General features: G+C 72.0%; 13 protein-coding genes. 5 read left to right on the forward strand and 8 right to left on the reverse strand.

The genetic code is table 11. The features are described 5' to 3' along the window. The first annotated feature begins 92 nt into the window (after nucleotides 1–92). Complete coding sequence (locus ACIBTU_RS23140; protein ID WP_399128248.1) at nucleotides 93–980, forward strand: DUF6397 family protein; 888 nt, start codon at nucleotides 93–95, stop codon at nucleotides 978–980. A 25-nt stretch (nucleotides 981–1,005) separates the two neighbouring features. On the opposite strand, the gene ACIBTU_RS23145 is transcribed toward ACIBTU_RS23140, so the two are convergent. From ACIBTU_RS23145 to ACIBTU_RS23155, 3 genes are all read right to left on the reverse strand, one after another. Continuing rightward, on the reverse strand, nucleotides 1,006–1,509 hold the full coding sequence (locus ACIBTU_RS23145) for a tetratricopeptide repeat protein (RefSeq protein ID WP_399128403.1): 504 nt from the start codon (nucleotides 1,507–1,509) through the stop codon (nucleotides 1,006–1,008). 77 nt (nucleotides 1,510–1,586) lie between these two features. Then, nucleotides 1,587–2,459 carry an acyl-CoA thioesterase gene (locus ACIBTU_RS23150; protein WP_399128249.1) on the reverse strand — a complete coding sequence of 291 codons (873 nt, stop codon included), beginning with the start codon at nucleotides 2,457–2,459 and terminating at the stop codon, nucleotides 1,587–1,589. 91 nt (nucleotides 2,460–2,550) lie between these two features. After that, nucleotides 2,551–5,064, reverse strand: a complete 2,514-nt coding sequence (locus ACIBTU_RS23155) for a DEAD/DEAH box helicase (protein WP_399128250.1) — start codon at nucleotides 5,062–5,064, stop codon at nucleotides 2,551–2,553. Between the two features lie 205 nt (nucleotides 5,065–5,269). Here ACIBTU_RS23155 and ACIBTU_RS23160 point away from each other — a divergent pair, with 205 nt between their 5' ends. After that, entirely contained in the window at nucleotides 5,270–6,064 is a 795-nt protein-coding gene (locus tag ACIBTU_RS23160) for a metal-dependent hydrolase (protein WP_399128251.1), read from the forward strand. A 29-nt stretch (nucleotides 6,065–6,093) separates the two neighbouring features. On the opposite strand, the gene ACIBTU_RS23165 is transcribed toward ACIBTU_RS23160, so the two are convergent. Further along, nucleotides 6,094–7,887 (reverse strand): ABC transporter ATP-binding protein, encoded by a 1,794-nt coding sequence (locus ACIBTU_RS23165; protein WP_399128252.1) that lies wholly within the window; start codon nucleotides 7,885–7,887, stop codon nucleotides 6,094–6,096. Further along, nucleotides 7,884–9,890: an ABC transporter transmembrane domain-containing protein gene (locus tag ACIBTU_RS23170; RefSeq protein WP_399128253.1), complete on the reverse strand. Its 2,007-nt coding sequence runs from the start codon at nucleotides 9,888–9,890 to the stop codon at nucleotides 7,884–7,886. The genes ACIBTU_RS23165 and ACIBTU_RS23170 overlap by 4 nt, the downstream gene beginning before the upstream one ends. Before the next feature lie 247 nt (nucleotides 9,891–10,137). Between ACIBTU_RS23170 and ACIBTU_RS23175 the strand changes: the two genes are divergently transcribed. Continuing rightward, nucleotides 10,138–10,905, forward strand: a complete 768-nt coding sequence (locus tag ACIBTU_RS23175) for a L,D-transpeptidase family protein (RefSeq protein ID WP_399128254.1) — start codon at nucleotides 10,138–10,140, stop codon at nucleotides 10,903–10,905. Nucleotides 10,906–10,989: 84 nt separating this feature from the next. Continuing rightward, complete coding sequence (locus tag ACIBTU_RS23180; RefSeq protein ID WP_399128255.1) at nucleotides 10,990–12,615, forward strand: peptide-N4-asparagine amidase; 1,626 nt, start codon at nucleotides 10,990–10,992, stop codon at nucleotides 12,613–12,615. 51 nt (nucleotides 12,616–12,666) lie between these two features. On the opposite strand, the gene ACIBTU_RS23185 is transcribed toward ACIBTU_RS23180, so the two are convergent. The 3 genes from ACIBTU_RS23185 to ACIBTU_RS23195 form a co-directional block, all read right to left on the reverse strand. Continuing rightward, nucleotides 12,667–14,148 carry a Gfo/Idh/MocA family protein gene (locus ACIBTU_RS23185; protein ID WP_399128256.1) on the reverse strand — a complete coding sequence of 494 codons (1,482 nt, stop codon included), beginning with the start codon at nucleotides 14,146–14,148 and terminating at the stop codon, nucleotides 12,667–12,669. A 155-nt stretch (nucleotides 14,149–14,303) separates the two neighbouring features. Next, nucleotides 14,304–17,249: an FAD-binding and (Fe-S)-binding domain-containing protein gene (locus ACIBTU_RS23190; RefSeq protein WP_399128257.1), complete on the reverse strand. Its 2,946-nt coding sequence runs from the start codon at nucleotides 17,247–17,249 to the stop codon at nucleotides 14,304–14,306. A gap of 54 nt (nucleotides 17,250–17,303) precedes the next feature. Next, nucleotides 17,304–17,747, reverse strand: coding sequence for a MarR family winged helix-turn-helix transcriptional regulator (locus ACIBTU_RS23195; protein WP_188340269.1), 444 nt, complete (start codon nucleotides 17,745–17,747; stop codon nucleotides 17,304–17,306). Between the two features lie 108 nt (nucleotides 17,748–17,855). Between ACIBTU_RS23195 and ACIBTU_RS23200 the strand changes: the two genes are divergently transcribed. Next, nucleotides 17,856–19,703 (forward strand): ABC transporter ATP-binding protein, encoded by a 1,848-nt coding sequence (locus ACIBTU_RS23200; protein ID WP_399128258.1) that lies wholly within the window; start codon nucleotides 17,856–17,858, stop codon nucleotides 19,701–19,703. Nucleotides 19,704–19,723 lie beyond the last annotated feature (20 nt).

Consider the following 19,723-nt stretch of genomic DNA (forward strand, 5'->3'; position numbering starts at 1 on the left):
CGGGATCCGGCTACGGTTTCTCCCGAGCGGTCACGGAGAGTGACTGAACGGATTTCGGGACGACGGGGGACAGGGCCATGCAGGGCGACATCATGACCAGGCCTCAGGGCGGCGCGGCGCGCGAACTGGGGCTGAAGCGAGGCGAGTTCGACCTCGCCGTACGACTCGGGCGGATTCGCACCGTGGCGGCCCCGGACGGCGGGCGCCGCCGGGTGCCCCACACGGAGATCGAGCGGATCCGCGAGACCGAGGGCTTTCCCGACACCCTGCGTGAGCAGGTGAGGGTCGTGGGCACGGCGCAGGCCGCCGAGCTGATGGACATCCCGCCGACCCGCTTCACGCGGCTCGCCCGCGCCGGAATGCTCACCCCGGCCAAGTTCTACGTCAACCGGTACAAGGCCGTGGTCTGGCTCTATCTCGCCCAGGAACTAAGGGAGTTCGCGCGGTCCGAGATCAATGCCCCACTGCTGACCGGCCGCACCCCCGACCGGCTGCGGGCCCGTCTGGCCGCCGGCGACGACCTGCGGCCCCGGACCTGGCGAGCCCGCCACGCGAGCTATCTGCTGGGCCGGAGCACCGACCCCTGGGAGCGGGCCGCCGCCATCGCGACGCTCCTGGACCCGACCCAGCTCGCCGAGCTCGTCGAGAGCCCCTACGAGCGCGCCCATCTGCACCGCCTGCGCCCCGAGGAGACCTGGTACGGGGCGCCCGAGTCACCCACCGCCCAGGTCGTCGAGCGCATCCTGACCGCCGACCACCCCGACGAGATCAGCTGGCTGCGGGGCAATCTGATGCTGAGGATGGCCGAGGCGCGCCGCCTGTGCCCCGCGCCCGTACCGGCCTCCGCCCGGACGACGCGTGCCCGGCCCGCGGTGGAGGCCGCGCCCGTCGCGCTGACCGCACCGGACCCGGTGACGGCACCCGAGGAGACGACCACCCGCCGGAGCCTGTGGTCCCGCCTGCTGGGCAGACGAGCATGAGCCGGCCCGCGGGTCGACGTCCCGCTCAGGCCTGGCCCGCGTCGCCCTCGACGGCGTCCAGATCCCGCGCGTAGTACTCGATCGCGGCTCGGTACCCCACGACCCCCGGGTCGGCACTGGTCTCGGCCAGCACCGTGAGCAGCAGTCGCATCCCGTCGTGCGCACGGCCCACGTTGTAGAGCGCCATCGACAGGAACGTGCGCAGCGCCTGGTCGTCGGGGAACTCCTCCACGGCGGCGCTCAGCGTGGCCACGGCCTCCGGATGGCGCCCGAGCGTGCGGTACGTGCTGCCGAGACCGAGCAGCGCACCCCGCCGGTCCTCCTCGGACAGGCCGGGGCGCGCGACGGCGGCGACGTAGTGCGGGACGGCCTCGGCCTCCAGGCCGAGGGTGTCGTGGACCCAGGCGGTCTGATAGGCGACGCGGACGTTGTCGGGACAGCGATCCCTCAGATCGAGCAGCAGCGTGCGGGCCTCCTCGCGGCGACCCTCCTCACGCAGCCGCACGGCCCGCGCGAGCCGTGCGTCCAGGTCCGTACCGGAGTCCGGGTCCGATGCGGAGTCCGAGTCCGCACGGGAGCCCAGGCCCGCGTCGACGGCTTCGCCGCTCACGCGTCCAGCTTCCGGAACAGGCCCTCCTGCACCACCGACACCAGCAGACGCCCCTCGGTGTCGTAGATACGGCCGCGGGCCAGACCGCGGCCACCCGTCGCGATCGGCGACTCCTGGTCGTACAGGAACCACTCATCGGCACGGAAAGGACGGTGGAACCACATGGCGTGGTCGAGCGAGGCCATGTCGAAGCCGCGCGGACCCCACAGGGGTTCGACCGGCAGCCGGACCGCGTCGAGCAGCGTCATGTCGCTCGCGTACGTGAGCGCGCAGGTGTGCACCAGCGGATCGTCGCCGAGAGGACCGACGGCGCGCATCCACACGGCGCTGCGCGGCTCGGCCGACCGGACCTCCTCGGGGGTCCAGCGCAGCGGGTCCGCGTACCGGATGTCGAAGGGCTGCCGGCGGGCCATCGTCTCCAACGCCTCCGGAAGAGCGCCGAGATGACCCCGGATCTCGTCGGCGAGCGTCGGCAGCGACTCGGGATCCGGCACCTTGCGGGCCGGCGGCAACTGATGCTCGAAGGCCCCTTCCTCGGGCCGGTGAAAGGAGGCGGTGAGATTGAAGATCGTGCGACCCTGCTGCACGGCCGTGACCCGGCGCGTGGTGAACGAGCGGCCGTCACGGACCCGTTCGACCTGGTACACGATCGGCACGCCCGGACGCCCCGGGCGCAGGAAGTACGCGTGCAGGGAGTGCACGGGCCGGTCGCCCTCCGTGGTCCGGCCCGCGGCCACCAGGGCCTGCCCCGCGACCTGCCCGCCGAAGACCCGCTGGAGGGACTCGTTCGGGCTGCGCCCACGGAAGATGTTGACCTCGATCTGCTCCAGGTCGAGCAGGTCGACGAGCCGTTCCGCAGGATTCGTCATGCGTGGACCCTTCTCGTACGGGCGCCGGGCCGGAGCCGGCGGGTGGAGCGGATGGCGGCGGCCGGGCGGGAGCGCCCGGCCGGTCGGACGGCTACAGCTGGCCCACGTCCGTGACACGGACGACGGCGCGGCCCTCCGTGTCGGAGGCGGCGAGGTCGACCTCGGCGCTGATGCCCCAGTCGTGGTCCCCGTTCGGGTCCGCGAAGGTCTGGCGCACCTTCCACAGGCCGTGCTCCGGATCCTCCTCGATCATCAGCAGCTTCGGACCGCGCGCGTCCGGCCCGGTGCCCAGATCCTCGTACTCGTCCCAGTACGCGTCCATGGCCTCGCCCCACGCGTCCGCGTCCCAGCCCGCGTCGCCGTCCATGGCGCCGAGCTCGTCCACGTTGTCCAGCGCCGCCAGTTCGACACGGCGGAACATCGCGTTGCGGACGAGGACACGGAAGGCGCGCGCGTTCGCCGTGACCGGCTTGACCTGGTCGGCCTTCTCCTGAGCCTCCTCGGCGGTCATCACCTCCGGGTTGGCGAGCTGCTCCCACTCGTCGAGCAGACTGGAGTCGACCTGGCGCACCATCTCGCCGAGCCAGGCGATCAGGTCCTCCAGATCCTCCGACTTCAGGTCGTCCGGCACCGTGTGGTCGAGCGTCTTGTACGCGCTCGCCAGGTAGCGCAGCACGATGCCCTCGGTCCGCGCGAGCTCGTAGAACGAGACGAACTCGGTGAACGACATCGCCCGTTCGTACATGTCGCGGATCACGGACTTCGGCGACAGCGGGTGGTCGCCGACCCACGGGTGGCTCTGGCGGTACGTGTTGTACGCGTGGAAGAGCAGCTCCTCCATCGGCTTCGGGTACGAGACGTCCTGGAGGCGCTCCATGCGCTCCTCGTACTCGACCCCGTCCGCCTTCATCAGCGCGACGGCCTCACCGCGCGCCTTGTTCTGCTGGGCGTGCAGGATCTGCCGCGGGTCGTCCAGCGTGGACTCGACCACGGACACCATGTCCAGCGCGTACGACGGCGACTCCTTGTCGAGCAGGTCGAACGCGGCGAGCGCGAACGTGGACAGCGGCTGGTTCAGCGCGAAGTCCTGCTGCAGGTCGACGGTCAGCCGCACGATCCGGCCCGACGCGTCCGGCTCGTCGAGCTTCTCCACGATGCCGCCGTCCAGCAGCGAGCGGTAGATCGCGATCGCGCGCCGGATGTGCCGCAACTGCGCCTTGCGCGGCTCGTGGTTGTCCTCCAGGAGCTTGCGCATCGCCTCGAACGCGTTGCCCGGGCGGGCGATGACCGAGAGCAGCATCGTGTGCGTGACACGGAAGCGCGAGGTGAGCGGCTCAGGATCGGACGCGATGAGCTTCTCGAAGGTGCTCTCCGTCCACCCGACGAAGCCCTCGGGCGCCTTCTTGCGGACCACCTTGCGGCGCTTCTTCGGATCGTCGCCCGCCTTGGCGAGCGCCTTCTCGTTCTCGATGACGTGCTCGGGCGCCTGCGCCACCACGAAACCGGCGGTGTCGAAGCCGGCCCGGCCGGCCCTTCCTGCGATCTGGTGGAACTCACGGGCGCGCAGCGTACGCACCCGGTTGCCGTCGTACTTGGTGAGAGCGGTGAAGAGCACCGTGCGGATCGGCACGTTGACCCCCACGCCCAGGGTGTCGGTGCCGCAGATGACCTTCAGCAGACCCGCCTGCGCCAGCTTCTCGACCAGACGCCGGTACTTGGGCAGCATGCCCGCGTGGTGCACGCCGATCCCGTGCCGCACGTAACGCGAGAGGTTCTGGCCGAACTTGGTGGTGAAGCGGAAGTTGCCGATCAGCTCGGCGATCTTGTCCTTCTCCTCGCGCGTGCACATGTTGATGCTCATCAGCGCCTGCGCCCGCTCCACGGCCTGCGCCTGCGTGAAGTGCACGATGTAGACCGGAGCCTGCCGCGTGTCGAGGAGCTCCGTGAGCGTCTCCGTGAGCGGCGTCAGCCGGTACTCGTAGGAGAGCGGGACCGGGCGGGTCGCCGAGCGGACCACCGACGTGGGCCGGCCCGTGCGCCGCGTCAGGTCCTTCTCGAACATGGCGACGTCGCCGAGCGTCGCCGACATCAGGATGAACTGAGCCTGCGGCAGCTCGAGCAGCGGGATCTGCCAGGCCCAGCCGCGGTCGCCCTCCGCGTAGAAGTGGAACTCGTCCATGACGACCTGGCCGATGTCGGCCCGCGCCCCGTCGCGCAGCGCGATGGACGCGAGGACCTCGGCGGTGCAGCAGATCACCGGCGCGTCCGCGTTCACGGACGCGTCGCCCGTCAGCATGCCGACGTTCTCCGTACCGAAGAGCTTGCACAGCTCGAAGAACTTCTCGGAGACGAGCGCCTTGATGGGCGCCGTGTAGAAGGTGACCTCGTCGCGGGCGAGCGCGGCGAAGTGCGCACCGGCGGCGATCATGCTCTTGCCGGAACCGGTGGGCGTCGAGACGATCACGTTCGCCCCCGACACCGCCTCGATCAGAGCCTCCTCCTGGTGGGGATAGAGGGTGAGACCACGCTCCTCGGCCCACGACTCGAAGGCGTCGTAGAGGGCGTCCGGGTCGGCGGTCTGCGGGAGCTGATCGATAAGGGTCACGCCCCCATCTTGCCTGCCTTCCCACCCGATCAGGCAATCGGATGTCCGGCCGAAGATCACGAACGCTACGCTGAGTCGCCGACGGGGCCTCGGTACCCCCACGGGGCCGCAGGGACGCCCGCAGGGACGACAGGCCGTCGGCACAAGGGACTTGCCGGTGCCGCACGAGCGGCCGGCGCGACAGGAACAGGGGCGGAACACCACCATGATGGGACCGGCACACTCGCTGTCAGGAGCGGCGGCCTGGCTGGGGGTGGGCGCGGCGACGGCCGCCGCCGGACACCCGATGCCCTGGCCCGTCCTCCTCGTCGGAGCACTCATCTGCGCCGGCGCCGCACTCGCCCCGGACCTGGACCACAAGGCGGCCACCATCTCGCGGGCCTTCGGACCGATCTCCCGAGGACTGTGCGAGATCGTCGACAAGCTCTCCTACGCCGTCTACAAGGGCACCCGCATGAAGGGCGACCCGCGCCGCTCCGGCGGGCACCGCACACTCACCCACACCTGGGTCTGGGCCGTCCTGATCGGCGGCGGCACCTCGGTCGCCGCGATCACCGGTGGCCGCTGGACCGTCCTCGCGATCCTCTTCATCCACATGGTGCTGGCCATCGAGGGCCTGCTCTGGCGGGCCGCCCGCGGCTCCAGCAGCGACGTCCTGGTGTGGCTGCTCGCCGGGACCAGCGCCTGGATACTCGCCGGGATACTCGACCAGCCGGGCAACGGCTCGCACTGGCTGTTCACCGACCCCGGGCAGGAGTACCTCTGGCTGGGACTGCCGATCGTGCTCGGCGCCCTGACGCACTGCATCGGGGACGCGCTGACCGTCTCCGGCTGCCCGGTGCTGTGGCCCATCCCGATCGGCCGCAAGCGCTGGTACCCGATCGGCCCGCCGAAGGCCATGCGCTTCCGGGCCGGCAGCTGGGTCGAGCTGAAGGTGCTCATGCCCGCGTTCATGCTGCTCGGCGGAGTGGGCTGCGCGGCCGCGCTCAACGTGATCTGAGCCCGGCCGCACCACCCCCTCCGGCACGCTCACCCGTGCCAGGACCGCCACAGGGCCGCGTACGCGCCGTCGGCCGCCACCAGCTCGTCGTGGCTGCCGAGCTCCCGGATGCGGCCCTCCTCGACCACGGCGATCACATCCGCGTCGTGCGCGGTGTGCAGCCGGTGGGCGATCGCCACGACCGTGCGCCCGTCGAGGACGCGGCCCAGCGAGCGCTCCAGATCGCGGGCCGCCCGCGGGTCCAGGAGCGAGGTCGCCTCGTCCAGGACCAGCGTGTGCGGATCGGCGAGCACGAGGCGGGCCAGCGCGATCTGCTGGGCCTGCGCCGGGGTCAGCGCCGTGCCGCCCGAGCCGACCTCCGTGTCGAGACCGCCGGCCAGCCCACGGGCCCAGCCGTCCGCGTCGACCGCGCCGAGCGCCGCCCACAGTTCGGCGTCCTCGGCGCCCGTGCGGGCGAGACGGAGGTTGTCGCGCAGGGACCCCACGAAGACGTGGTGCTCCTGATTGACCAGGGCCACGTGCGAGCGGACCCGCTCGGCCTCCATCCGGGACAGCTCGGCCCCGCCCAGTGTGATCCGGCCCGTGCGCGGCGCGTAGATGCCGGCCAGCAGCCGTCCGAGCGTCGACTTGCCCGCACCGGACGGGCCGACCAGGGCCAGCCGCGTGCCCGGCTCGACCTCCAGCGAGACCCGGCGCAGTACGTCGACGCCCTCGCGGTACCCGAAGTGCACCTCGTCCGCCTGTACGTGCCGTCCGTCCGGCCGCACCCCGGGATCGCCCGCGTCCGGCTCGATGTCCCGCACGCCGACCAGCCGCGCCAGCGAGACCTGGGCGACCTGCAGCTCGTCGTACCAGCGCAGGATCAGGCCGAGCGGTTCCACGAGCATCTGCGCGATCAGCGCGCCCGTGGTCAGCTGGCCCACGTCGATCCAGCCCTGGAGGACGAACACGCCGCCGATGAGCAGGACGGAGAGCAGCACGAGCGTGTGCACGGTGTTGATCACGGGGAAGAGCACCGAGCGCAGGTACAGCGTGTAGCGCTCCCACGCCGTCCACTGCCGGATCCGCACGTCGGACTGCTCGACGCGGCGCGCGCCCAGGCGGTGGGCCTCGACGGTGCGTCCCGCGTCCACGGTCTCCGCGAGGGCGGCGGCGACCGCCGCGTACCCGGCGGCCTCCGAGCGGTACGCCGAGGGCGCCCGCTTGAAGTACCAGCGGCAGCCGATCACCAGAAGAGGCACCGCGACCAGGACCGCGGGCGCCAGGGGCGGCGCGGTCACGGTGAGACCGCCGATGAGCAGCACCACCCACACCACACCGATCGACAGCTGCGGCACGGCCTCCCGCATCGCGTTCGCCAGCCGGTCGATGTCCGTCGTGATCCGGGACAGCAGGTCACCCGTGCCGGCCCGCTCCAGAACCCCCGGCGGCAGCCCGACCGACCGCACGAGGAAGTCCTCGCGCAGGTCGGCCAGCATCCGCTCGCCGAGCATCGCCCCGCGCAGCCGCACCTGCCGGACGAACACCGCCTGGATCGCCAGCGCGATCACGAACAGGCCGACGGTGCGCTCCAGGTGCAGCTCGCGCAGCGCGGCGCCCGAACCCTCGGAGACGTCCTGGATCACGCCGCCCAGCAGATAGGGGCCGACCATGGACGCGACGACCGCGACCGCGTTCACCCCGATCAGGAGCAGGAACGCCCGGCGGTGGCGCCGGTACAGCTCGAGCACGTAGGCGCGCACCGTCGAGGGGGCGCCGATCGGCAGGGTGGCCGCCGTGGTGGGGGCCGCCGGGTCGTAGGCCGGACGCGCTACGCCGATCATGCCGTCTCCTCGATGTCGATCTCGATGCCCGACCGGGGATCGGGTCCTTGCTCGGTGCCGGTGCCGGTGCCGGTGCCGGTGCCGGTGCCGATTCCGGAGGCCGTCGCGGCCGCCTCCTCGTCGGTCTCCCGGGTGACGACCGCGCGGTACCGGGGCTCGGTGCGGACCAGTTCGCGGTGCTCGCCCACGGCCACGACCTCGCCCTCGTGGACGAACGCCACGCGGTCGGCGCGGTCCAGGAGCAGCGGCGACGAGGTCAGGACGACCGTGGTCCGGCCGCGCCGCACCGCGCGCAGGCTCTCCGCGACACGGGCCTCGGTGTGCGAGTCGACGGCGGACGTCGGCTCGTCGAGGACCAGCGCCTCCGGGTCGGCGACCAGGGAGCGGGCGAGCGCGAGCCGCTGCCGCTGGCCGCCGGACAGGGAGCGGCCCCGCTCCGTGATCCGGGCGTTCATGGGGTCGTCGTCCAGTGAGGCCTGGGCGAGGGCGTCCAGGACGTCGCCGCACTGTGCGGCGGCGAGCGCAGCTTCGGGGGCGACGGCGCCGGACGACGGCACGTCGAGCAGTTCGGCGAGCGTGCCGGACAGGAGCACCGGGTCCTTGTCCTGGACCAGGACCGCGGTGCGGGCCGCGTCCAGGGGCAGCTCGTCGAGCGGCACACCGCCGAGCAGCACGGACGGCGGCGCGGCGGCCTTGGAGCGGTCCTCGCCGGGCCCGCCGTTCTCAATGGGCCCGCCGTCCTCGAAGGGCCTGCCGACCTCGCGGGGCTCGCTGTCCTCGCGGGGCTCGCTGTCCTCGCGGGGCCTGCCGTCCTCGTCGCCGGCGTCCGGCGGGTGGCCGCCGAGCCGGTCGGCCAGCCGGCCCGCCAGGTCCGGGTCGCCGCACACCACGGCGGTGAGCAGCCCGGCCGGAGCGAGCAGACCGGTCACGGGGTCGTACAGGTCGCCTCCGGGCAGGTCGTCTCCGGACACCGACCGCTCGCGCGGCCCGCCGTTCTCGGGCTCGGTCACCCGGCGCAGAGCCAGTACCTTCGCCGCCCGCTGGGCCGACGGCCGGGAGAAGGAGTACGCCATGGCGATCTCCTCGAAGTGCCGCAGCGGGTAGTTCAGGATCATCACCGCGCTGTACACCGTCACCAGTTCACCGACGGTGATCCGGCCCTCGCGGGCCAGCTGGACGCCGTACCAGACGACCACGATGAGCAGCAGGCCCGGAAGGAGGACCTGGATCGCGGAGATCAGCGACCACATGCGGGCGCTGCGCACGGCGGCGCGGCGGACCTCCTGGGAGGCACGGCGGTAACGGTCGAGGAAGAGCTCCTCGCCGCCGATGCCGCGCAGGACGCGCAGTCCGGCGACGGTGTCCGAGGCGAGTTCGGTGGCCTTGCCCGCCTGTTCGCGCTGGTGGTCCGCGCGCCGGGTGGCGCGGGGCAGCAGCGGCAGGACCGCGAGCGCGAGGACCGGCATGCCGATCGCGACGACACCGCCGAGCGCGGGCTGGTACACGGCGAGGCCGACGCAGACCAGGACGACGGTGAGGGCGGCGGCCGCGAAGCGGGACAGGGCCTCGACGAACCAGCCGATCTTCTCGACGTCACCGGTGGACACCGCGACGACCTCGCCCGCGGCGACCCGTCGGGTGAGGGCGGCGCCGAGCGCGGCGGTGCGGCGGGCGAGCAGCTGCTGCACGCGGGCGGCGGCGGTGATCCAGTTCGTCACGGCGGTCCGGTGGAGCATGGTGTCGCCGACCGCGATGGCGACGCCGAGCACCGCGATCAGGCCCGCGGCGGAGGCGAGCCCGGCGCCCGAGCCGTCCACGACGGCCTGGACGGCCAGTCCGACGCCGAACGGGAGCCCGGCGACGGAGGTGAAGTGGAGCATGCCCCAGGCGAGGGACCTGAGCTGGCCGCCCAGCTGGTTCCGGCCGAGCCAGAGCAGGAACCGGGGGCCTGACCGGGCGTCCGGCACGCCCGGATCGGGATACGGAAGGTCGGAGATCTGCATGATGTCCCAGGGCTCGAGGTCGGCACCGAAAGTCGGGAAGCGGGAAGGGGAGGGAAGGGGCGGGTGGGGAAGGGGGAGGGGGAGAAAAAGAGAACGGGATTCTGTGGAACAAACCGTGAAAGGTTCGCGTCCCGGACCGACCGGAGGCAAACGGTTTTACGGTCGCGGGCAAAGATTCGGCCGGGATCCACGGTGCGGAACGGGCCCGGCCCGGACGCATCTGACGTGTGGTGAGACCATGGACCGCATGCGAAGTGCGGGTGCGGGTGCGAAGAAGGCGATGCGAGCGGGCGTCGTGGCTGCGGCGTGCGGCCTCCTGGCGACGACGCTGGCGGCGTGCGGTGCCGACGACCAGGACGGCGGCCGGGGTTCCGGCACGGCGGCGGACGGCGCGGCCGACACCTCGCGCGGTGACGAGGCCCGTACCACCGACCTCAAGCGCATCCCCGACGTCGGCGACCGCTACCAGAAGCGGATACCGGCGGACGCGCGGCAGGTCGTCGCCGTCTACGGTGCGGGCAAGGACTCGGCGGACTCCACGATCGCGCTGTTCACCAAGACCGGCGACACCTGGAAGCAGGAGCGCAGCTGGTCGGGGCACAACGGCAAGAAGGGCTGGACGACGGACCACCACGAGGGCGACAAGCGCAGCCCCGTCGGGGTGTTCACGCTCAGCGACGCGGGCGGTGTGCTCACCGACCCGGGCGCGAAGCTCCCGTACACGCAGTCCGGCGCCTTCCAGGCCCCGCACTACTGGGCGAAGTCGCACTGGCACGACTTCGACTACGTGGTCGCCATCGACTACAACCGGGTGAAGGGCACCTCGCCGAGCGACCCGACGCGGCCCGAGGGGCAGACCAAGGGCGGCAGCATCTGGCTGCACATGGACCACGGCAGCGGCACCTCGGCCTGCGTCAGCCAGTCCAAGTCCGACATGGAGTACCTGCTCAGGAACCTCGACCCGGCCCGGCACCCGGTGGTCGTCATGGGGGACAAGGCGGAACTGAAGGCCTGATCCGGGCAGGCGGGGGCCCGCCGCTCCGATTCCGCGCGCGACACCCCATTGCGCGGGGCAGCGGCGCCCCGTAGAACTCCGCCCATGAGAAGACGCGTCATGTCCATGCTCGCCGGAGTGATCCTCGGTGCGGGCGCACTCGTGGCCGGGGCACCGGCCCAGGCCGGAGCCGCCCAGCCGGCCGCCCCGACCCCGCCCACGGAGTTCGGCACCGACTGGCACGACCCCGTCACCGCGGCGCCGCCCGTCGAGCGTCCGCGCACCCGGTCCTGCGAAGTCACCGTCGCCGAGACCCAGTTCCGCGACTTCACCCCGTACCGGGGCACCTACACACCGCCCGAGGGCTGCGGCGACCGCTGGAGCAAGGTGGTGCTGCGTCTCGACGGCAAGGTCAAGGGCCGCCAGTTCGACCGGCTCGGCTATCTGCACATCGGCGGCGTCGAGGTGCTGCGGACCTCGACCCCGGAGCCCTCGCCCGACGGCATCGCATGGAGCGTCGAGAAGGACGTCACCCGCTACAGCGACACCCTGCGCGACAGCAGCCCTGTAGAGATGCTCATCGGCAACGTCGTGAACGACACCTACACGGGCGTCATCGACGTCAAGGCGACCCTGACCTTCTACCCGGAGACCGCGAAGCCCCGGGCGCGTGCGGCCACGGACGCCGCCCGCACGCCCGACCGCGTCCTCCCGCTCGCCGCCGACGGCACCCTCACCACGCCCCGCAACAGCGAGCGCCTCGTCGCCGAGGTGTACGCGACCGGCTCCGGCGGCGGCTGCGAGGAATACTGGTACATGACCGTGCCCGACAGCGCTCCGTACTCCTGCAAGGCCGCCGAAGGGCCCTACCGCGAGGTGCAGATCAGCGTCGACGGGCAGCTCGCCGGGATCGCCGCCCCGTTCCCGACCGTGTGGACCGGCGGCTGGTCCAACCCGTTCCTCTGGTACGTGATCCCGGGCCCGCGCGCCTTCGACATCAAGCCGATCGAGTACGACCTCACCCCGTTCGCCGGGCTGCTCAACGACGGCCGCCCGCACCAGGTCGAGGTGTCCGTCGTCGGCGTCCCGAAGGGGCAGACCGGCTGGAGCACCCCGGTCAACGTGCTCGTCTGGCAGGACGCCGGCAGTGACCACGTCACCGGCGCCCTCACCGAGCACAAGGCGGGGCAGCTCACCAACTCCCCGGTCTACACGCCCGGTTCGCCCACCACCGAGTACCGCCTGGACACGGAGGGCGGCCACGCCCTCACCGTCAGCGGCTACCTGAACACCTCGCACGGACGCGTCACCACCACCGTCAGCCGCACCCTCGCCGCCACCTCCGCCCACCGCTGGACCGACGGCGAGAACACCGACGCGCTCACCGCGACCTGGACCGACCGCGAGACCGTGCGCACCGGCGACCACACCGCCCGCGCCCAGCGCACCTACACGATGGACGGCACCACGACCCTGGGCGCCGACGACCGGCTGCGCACCGTCATCACACTGGGGGACCGCTCCCGGACGAACACCGGCAGCGGCTGGGTCGTCGCCGACGACACGTACACCGGCGACGCCTCGTACGCCGCGAACGCGCCGCGCGAGCAGCGGCACGCGGTCGGCGTCACCGGCGAGCGCTACCGCGTCAGCGGACCCGGAAAGCACTGCTACGACCGTGAACTGCGCACCGAGCAGGGCACATTGACGGTCGACCGGCACCGCTGCTGACGACGGGTGAGGGGGTGCGGGCACAACTGCCCGCACCCCCTCACCCCACCCTCACGCCTCGCTCGGCTTCTCCGAGTCGACGCCGCCCCGCTCCTCGCGCCAGCCGCCGCGGGTGAAGTCGGGGATCGCCTGCGGCGCGCCCTTCGCCTTGATCGACAGATGACTCAGCGGCACCGGCGACGTCCACGTCGCGGCGTCGTACACGTCGAAGTCCGGTACGAGTCCCAGGCGCATCGTCTGCATCAGGCGGAACACCATGATGTAGTCCATGCCGCCGTGCCCGCCCGGCGGGTTGGCGTGCTCCTTCCACAGCCAGTGGTCCCAGTCGGCGTACTGGCCGAAGTCGCCCCAGGCGTCGTTCGACTGGTCCGGCTCGAGGTAGATCCGGGCCGGGTAGTCCTCGAACACGCCCTTCGTGCCGCCCAGTTGGTTGATACGGGAGTAGGGGTGCGGGGTGCTGACGTCGTGCTCGAGGCGGATCACGCGGCCCTTCGCCGTCTGGACCAGGCTGATCGTGCGGTCCGACTCGATGTACGTCTCCTTCCAGCTCGGGTCGCTCTTCGGCATGTGGGCCTCGCGGTACTCGGCGAGGCCGAGCGAGGGGGTGCCGAAGCTGGAGATGTGCGTGACCCGGTCGCCGCGGTTGATGTCCATGTAGTTCGCGACCGGCCCGAAGCCGTGGTTCGGGTACAGATCGCCGCGCAGCCGGGTGTGCCACAGCCGGCGCCACGGGCCCTCGTAGTAGTCCGGGTCGAACATGAGGCCGCGCAGGTCGTGGTTGTAGGCACCGGCGCCGTGCAGGAGCTGACCGAACTTGCCCGCGTGCGCCATCCGCAGCACCCGCATCTCGTTGCGCCCGTAGCAGCAGTTCTCCAACTGCATGCAGTGTCTGCGGGTGCGCTCCGACAGGTCCACCAGCTCCCACAACTGGTCCAGCTGGAGCGCGATCGGACACTCGACGCCGACGTGCTTGCCGTTCAGCATCGCCGTCTTCGCCATCTCGAAGTGCCAGTCCCACGGCGTCGCCGCGTACACGAAGTCGATGTCCCCGCGCTTGCACAGGTTCTCGAAGTCGTGATCGCCCTTGGCGTACGTCGCGGGCGCGGGCTGACCCGCCGCCGTCACCTTTGCCGCCGCCTTGGCCGTCTTCTCCTTGACCGGGTCGCACAGGGCGACGACCTGGACGCCGGGCATCGCGAGGAAGAGGTCGATCATGCTGCCGCCGCGGTTGCCGAGGCCGATGATGCCGACCCGGACCGTGCTGCGCCGCTCGAACGGCACCCCGATCATCGACTCGCCCTGCCGCGCCGGGGTCGATGCCGTGCTCGCGGCGGCTGCTGAGCCGTCGGCTCCGGTCGGCTCCGCGGCCTGCGCCGTGCCTCCCGAGCCCAGCGCGAGGAGCCCGAGCCCGGCTCCGGCGACACCCGCGGTGCGCAGTACCTCGCGGCGGGACCGTCCGTCGGGCTCGGGGGCGTCCAGGGGGCTGCTCTCGGCGTCGTGCCTCTGGTCGTCGTGCCTCTCGTTGTCGTGCATCGGACCTCCAACAGGGGTGGGTGCGGTGCCGGGGCAAACGCAAGCCACCCTGCTGGGGGTGAGAGCAGAGGCGCAAGAGGTGGAATTGGACGAGGAGTTGGACTTCCTTTACCGGGTCTTTGGACTCGTGTGACCCGGTCGGGAGGACGCCCCGGTCACCGGCCGGCCGCGCCGGGGCGCGTCGCCCGCTCCAGCTCGATCAGTACCGAGTAGTAGGAGCGGCCCGTCGCGTGGTCCATGCCGACCTCGCACATCCGGTTCGCCGAGAGGTGTGCGTCGTAGGGGCGGGAGAGGACCTCCGCGGCCTCCTTCGCGGTCGCGGACTCGGTCAGTTCCCGGTGCAGCATGCCGCGGTCGCCAGCGAACGCGCAGCACCCCGCGTCGTCCGGGACCACCACCTCGTCCGCGCAGGCCTCGGCGAGCGCCCGCAGGCTGCCGACGTCACCGAGGTGCTCCATCGAGCAGGTCGGATGCAGCACCGCCGAGCCCACGGTCCGTTCGACCGTCAGGCGCGGGAGCAGCTCGTCCGCCGCCCACACGAGCGAGTCGACGATGGTCAGCTCCGCGTGCAACTCCCTGTTGTCGTCGGTGAGATACGGCACGACCTCGTGCGCGATGCCGAGCGTGCAGGACGACGCGTCCACGACCAGCGGCAGCCGGCCGCCCGCCGTCCAGCCCCAGGCCGCGTCCACGATCCGGTTCGCCATCAGCGCGTTGCCCTCGTCGTAGCCCTTCGAGTGCCAGATCGTGGCGCAGCAGGTGCCCGCCACGTCGTCCGGGATCCACACCGGGCGGCCCGCGCGCGCGGACACCGCGACGACGGCCTGAGGGAGCGAGACGTCGCCGGGCGAGCCGAAGATCCTGTTCACACACGCCGGGTAGTAGACGGCCGACGCGCCCACGCGCGCGGTGCGCGGCAGGGCGCGCGCGGCGGCGGCCGGGATCTCCGGCAGCCACTCCGGCACCAGATCGGGGCGGACCGCCCTGCGCGCGGCCGTGGTCACGGAGGTCAGGAGCCGGTCGCCGAGCCGGTCACCGATCTTGTCCGCGGCGGCCACGGCGAGCCGCGCGGACGCCTCCACCGCCTTGAAGTTCTTCGCGGCCCGCGCGGCGACCCGCTCCTCCCGCGGCGAGTGCCGCGCGCTGCGGAACTCCTTCATGAAGGCGCCGGTGTCGATGCCGACCGGACACGCCAGCTTGCACGTGGAGTCACCCGCACAGGTGTCTACCGCGTCGTACCCGTACGCGTCGATCAGCGCGTCCTCGACCGGGGAACCGGCGGGCTGGCGCATCATCTCGCGGCGCAGCACGATCCTTTGGCGGGGCGTCGTCGTCAGGTCCTCGCTCGGGCACGTCGGCTCGCAGAAGCCGCACTCGATGCACGGATCCGCGATCGGCTCGACCTTCGGGATCGTCTTCAGGCCGCGCAGATGCGCCTCGGGGTCGCGGTCGAGCACGATGCGCGGGGCGAGGACCCCGTCCGGGTCGATGACCTGCTTGGTGCGCCACATCAACTCGGTGGCTCGGGGACCCCATTCGAGCTCCAGGAACGGCGCGATGTTCCGTCCCGTCGCGTGCTCCGCCTTGAGCGAGCCGTCGAACCGCTCGACCGTCAGGCGGCAGAAGTCGTCCATGAACGCCGCGTAGCGCGCGACGTCGGCCGGCTCGCCCGCGTCGAAGGCCAGCAGGAAGTGGAGATTGCCGTGCGCGGCGTGACCGGCGACGGCGGCGTCGAACCCGTGCCGCGTCTGCAGGTCGAGCAGCGCTTCGCAGGCCTCCGCGAGCCGGGCCGGCGGCACCGCGAAGTCCTCCGTGATCAGCGTCGTGCCCGAGGGACGTGAACCGCCGACCGCCGTCACGAACGCCTTGCGGGCCTTCCAGTACCCGGCGATCGTCTTCGGGTCACGCGTGAACGCGTTCGTCACCGACTCGACCGGCGCCACCAGATCGAGCCCCTCCAGCGCCCGCGCCGCCGCCTCCTCGTAGGCGGCCTGCCCGGCCTCGTCCGGCGCGCGGAACTCCACCAGGAGCGCCGTCGTGTCCTTCGGCAGCCGCGCCCAGTCCTGTGGGACGCCCTGCACACGGACCGAAGCCCGCAGGGTGTTCCCGTCCATCAGCTCCACGGCCAGGGCGCCCGCCTCGTTGAATACGGGCACGGCCGCCGCGGCGGCGGGCAGGGAGGGGAAGAACAGCAGGGCGGTCGATACCCGGCGGTCCAACGGCAGGGTGTCGAAGACGACTTCGGAGATGAACCCGAACGTGCCCTCCGAGCCCACCATCAGGCCGCGCAGGATCTCGACGGGCGTCGACCCGTCCAGGAACGCGTCGAGCCGGTACCCGTTCGTGTTCTTGATCTCGTACTTGGCCCGGATCCTGCGGGTGAGCTCGTCGTCCTCCTCGATCTGCCGCTTGATCGCCAACAGGCCTTCGCACAGGGCGGGCTCGGCGTGCGCGAGCTCCTCGTCGGCCGCCGGGTCGGCCGTGTCCACGACCGTGCCCGTCGGCAGTACGAAGGTGAGGGAGGCGAGCGTCCGGTACGAGTTCCGCGTCGTGCCCGCGGTCATGCCCGACGCGTTGTTCGCCACCACGCCGCCGATCGTGCAGGCGATCGCGCTGGCGGGGTCGGGGCCGAGCACCCGGCCGTGCCGGGCCAGCGCGGCGTTCGCCCGCACGACCGTGGTGCCGGGGCCGATCCGGGCCCGCGAGCCGTCGCCCAGCACCTGCACGCCCGACCAGAACTTGCGGACGTCGACGAGGATGTCCTCGCCCTGGGCCTGCCCGTTCAGCGACGTGCCCGCCGCGCGGAAGACCACCTCGCGGCCCTTGCCGTGCGCGTACGAAAGGACGGCCGACACGTCGTCGATGTCCTCGGCGACCACCACGACCTGCGGCACGAAGCGGTACGGGCTCGCGTCCGAGGCGTAGCGCACCAGGTCGGAGACCTTCGTGAGGACCTTGTCGGCGCCGAGCAGCCGGGTCAGCTCCGAGCGCAGCGGCTCCGGGGTGCCGCCCGCCAGCCGGTCCGGCACCCGGTCGGGCGCGGGCCCCGACGCGCGGGAGCGTGGACGCAGGGCTTCCGGCTTCGGCTCCAGCAGCGGCATGGCCTCTCCCAGGTCGGCGGTCGGGGGCGGGCCGCCGCGCGGCCGACCCGGTCCTCAGCAGTCCCGCTCGCGCGGGGACTCGAACAGCGCGTTCAGCAACGTCGTCAGCTGGGCGCGCTGCTCGGCGTCCAGTGGGGCCAGGATCTCCTCTGCCGCCGCGCGGCGCGCGCTGCGCAGGTCCCGCAGGGCGGCCCGGCCCTGCTCCGTGAGCTCGATCCGGATCACCCGGCGGTTGGTGGGATCGGGGACGCGGCGCACCAGGCCGCCGGCCTCCAGCCCGTCCACGGTGCTGGTCACCGCGCGCGGGACCACCTCGAGGCGCTCGGCCAGATCGGCCATCCGGGGCGGGGCCTCGTAATGCACCAGGGTGCGCAGCAGCCGGGACTGCGCGGGGGTGATCCCGACCGGTTCCAGCTGGCGCTTCTGTATGCGGTGCAGGCGACGGCTCAGGCGCAGCAGCTGCTCGGCGAGGAAGCCGTCGGCGTCCGGAGTGCTCATGCGGGGAACATTATCAGGACCTCGTGCATTGTGAGTATAGGTAACAATGAGCTATGCTCCTCAAGGTTCGAGTCCGAAGGCTCGGACACCTCTCTCCCTAGGAGGCCCATGCGTCGCGACGACATCGACTGGACGCCGCCCCCCGATGCGAAGACATCGGTCCGCCCGCGCCAGATCCGCCGCATCCTGTCCCTCTTCCGTCCCTACCGAGGCCGGCTGGCCGTCGTCGGCCTCCTGGTCGGCGCCGCGTCCCTGGTCACGGTCGCCACCCCCTTCCTGCTCAAGGAGATCCTCGACGTCGCCATCCCGCAGGGCCGCACCGGGCTGCTCAGCCTGCTCGCCCTCGGCATGATCGCCAGCGCCGTCGTCACCAGCGTCTTCGGCGTGCTGCAGACCCTCATCTCCACCACGGTCGGGCAGCGCGTCATGCACGACCTGCGCACCGCCGTGTACGGGCGGTTGCAGAGCATGTCGCTCGCCTTCTTCACCAAGACCCGCACGGGCGAGGTCCAGTCCCGCATCGCCAACGACATCGGCGGCATGCAGGCGACCGTGACCTCCACCGCGACGTCCCTCGTGTCGAACCTGACGAGTGTGATCGCCACCGTCGTGGCCATGATCGCCCTCGACTGGCGGCTGACCGTCGTCTCCCTGCTCCTGCTGCCGGTCTTCGTGTGGATCAGCCGCCGCGTCGGCCGCGAGCGCAAGAGAATCGCCACCGAGCGCCAGAAGCAGATGGCCGAGATGGCCGCCATCGTCACCGAGTCGCTCTCCGTCAGCGGCATCCTGCTCGGCCGCACCATGGGCCGCGCCGACTCCCTGACCACCTCCTTCGCCGACGAGTCGGACCGCCTGGTGGACCTCGAGGTCCGCTCCAGCATGGCCGGCCGCTGGCGCATGGCCGTCATCACGATCGTCATGGCCGCCATGCCCGCGGTCATCTACTGGGCGGCGGGCATCGCCTTTCAGCTCGGCGGCCCGAGCGTCTCCATCGGCACGCTCGTCGCCTTCGTCTCGCTCCAGCAGGGCCTGTTCCGGCCCACCGTGAGCCTGTTGCAGACCGGCGTGCAGATCCAGACCTCGCTCGCCCTGTTCCAGCGCATCTTCGAGTACCTCGACCTGCCCGTCGACATCACCGAGCGCAAGGACGCGGTCCACCTCGACACCGTCAAGGGCGAGGTCCGCTTCGAGGACGTCGAGTTCCGCTACGCCTCCGAGGACGGCCGGCACGGGGCGATCCTCGACGGCATCGACGTCACCGTCCCCGCCGGAGGCAGCCTCGCCGTCGTCGGCCCCACCGGCTCCGGGAAGTCGACTCTCAGCTATCTCGTGCCGCGCCTGTACGACGTCACGGGAGGCCGGGTCACCCTCGACGGGGTGGACGTGCGCGACCTCGACTTCGACACGCTCGCCCGCGCGATCGGCGTCGTCTCCCAGGAGACGTACCTGTTCCACGCCTCGGTCGCGGAGAACCTGCGCTTCGCCAAGCCGGACGCCACCGACGAGGAGCTGCACGCCGCGGCCCGCGCCGCACAGATCCACGACCACATCGCCTCGCTGCCCGACGGGTACGACACGGTGGTCGGCGAGCGCGGCCACCGGTTCTCCGGCGGCGAGAAGCAGCGCCTGGCCATCGCCCGCACCATCCTGCGCGACCCGCCGGTCCTCATCCTGGACGAGGCGACCAGCGCCCTCGACACCCGTACCGAGCACGCGGTGCAGGAGGCGATCGACGCCCTGTCGGCCGACCGCACCACCCTCACCATCGCGCACCGCCTGTCCACCGTCCGGGGCGCCGACCAGATCGTGGTCCTCGATGCCGGGCGCATAGCGGAGCGCGGCACGCATGAGGAGCTGCTGGAGCGCGACGGGCGCTACGCGGCGCTGGTGAGACGGGACGCGGAGCTGGACACGGCGGCGGAGCCCGACCCCGAGGAGCAGGTCGCCGCCGCGTGAGCCGGCGGTCGCGCGCGGGC

Source organism: Streptomyces sp. NPDC050145, assembly GCF_044460245.1.
Classification (GTDB): domain Bacteria; phylum Actinomycetota; class Actinomycetes; order Streptomycetales; family Streptomycetaceae; genus Streptomyces.

Bases quoted from the DNA above. Each gene is read 5' to 3' on its own strand.
- ACIBTU_RS23140 (WP_399128248.1), top strand. From the start codon at position 93: ATGACCAGGCCTCAGGGCGGCGCGGCGCGCGAACTGGGGCTGAAGCGA.
- ACIBTU_RS23150 (WP_399128249.1), bottom strand. From the start codon at position 2,459: ATGACGAATCCTGCGGAACGGCTCGTCGACCTGCTCGACCTGGAGCAG.
- ACIBTU_RS23160 (WP_399128251.1), top strand. From the start codon at position 5,270: ATGATGGGACCGGCACACTCGCTGTCAGGAGCGGCGGCCTGGCTGGGG.
- ACIBTU_RS23165 (WP_399128252.1), bottom strand. From the start codon at position 7,887: ATGATCGGCGTAGCGCGTCCGGCCTACGACCCGGCGGCCCCCACCACG.
- ACIBTU_RS23170 (WP_399128253.1), bottom strand. From the start codon at position 9,890: ATGCAGATCTCCGACCTTCCGTATCCCGATCCGGGCGTGCCGGACGCC.
- ACIBTU_RS23175 (WP_399128254.1), top strand. From the start codon at position 10,138: ATGCGAAGTGCGGGTGCGGGTGCGAAGAAGGCGATGCGAGCGGGCGTC.
- ACIBTU_RS23180 (WP_399128255.1), top strand. From the start codon at position 10,990: ATGAGAAGACGCGTCATGTCCATGCTCGCCGGAGTGATCCTCGGTGCG.
- ACIBTU_RS23185 (WP_399128256.1), bottom strand. From the start codon at position 14,148: ATGCACGACAACGAGAGGCACGACGACCAGAGGCACGACGCCGAGAGC.
- ACIBTU_RS23190 (WP_399128257.1), bottom strand. From the start codon at position 17,249: ATGCCGCTGCTGGAGCCGAAGCCGGAAGCCCTGCGTCCACGCTCCCGC.
- ACIBTU_RS23195 (WP_188340269.1), bottom strand. From the start codon at position 17,747: ATGAGCACTCCGGACGCCGACGGCTTCCTCGCCGAGCAGCTGCTGCGC.
- ACIBTU_RS23200 (WP_399128258.1), top strand. From the start codon at position 17,856: ATGCGTCGCGACGACATCGACTGGACGCCGCCCCCCGATGCGAAGACA.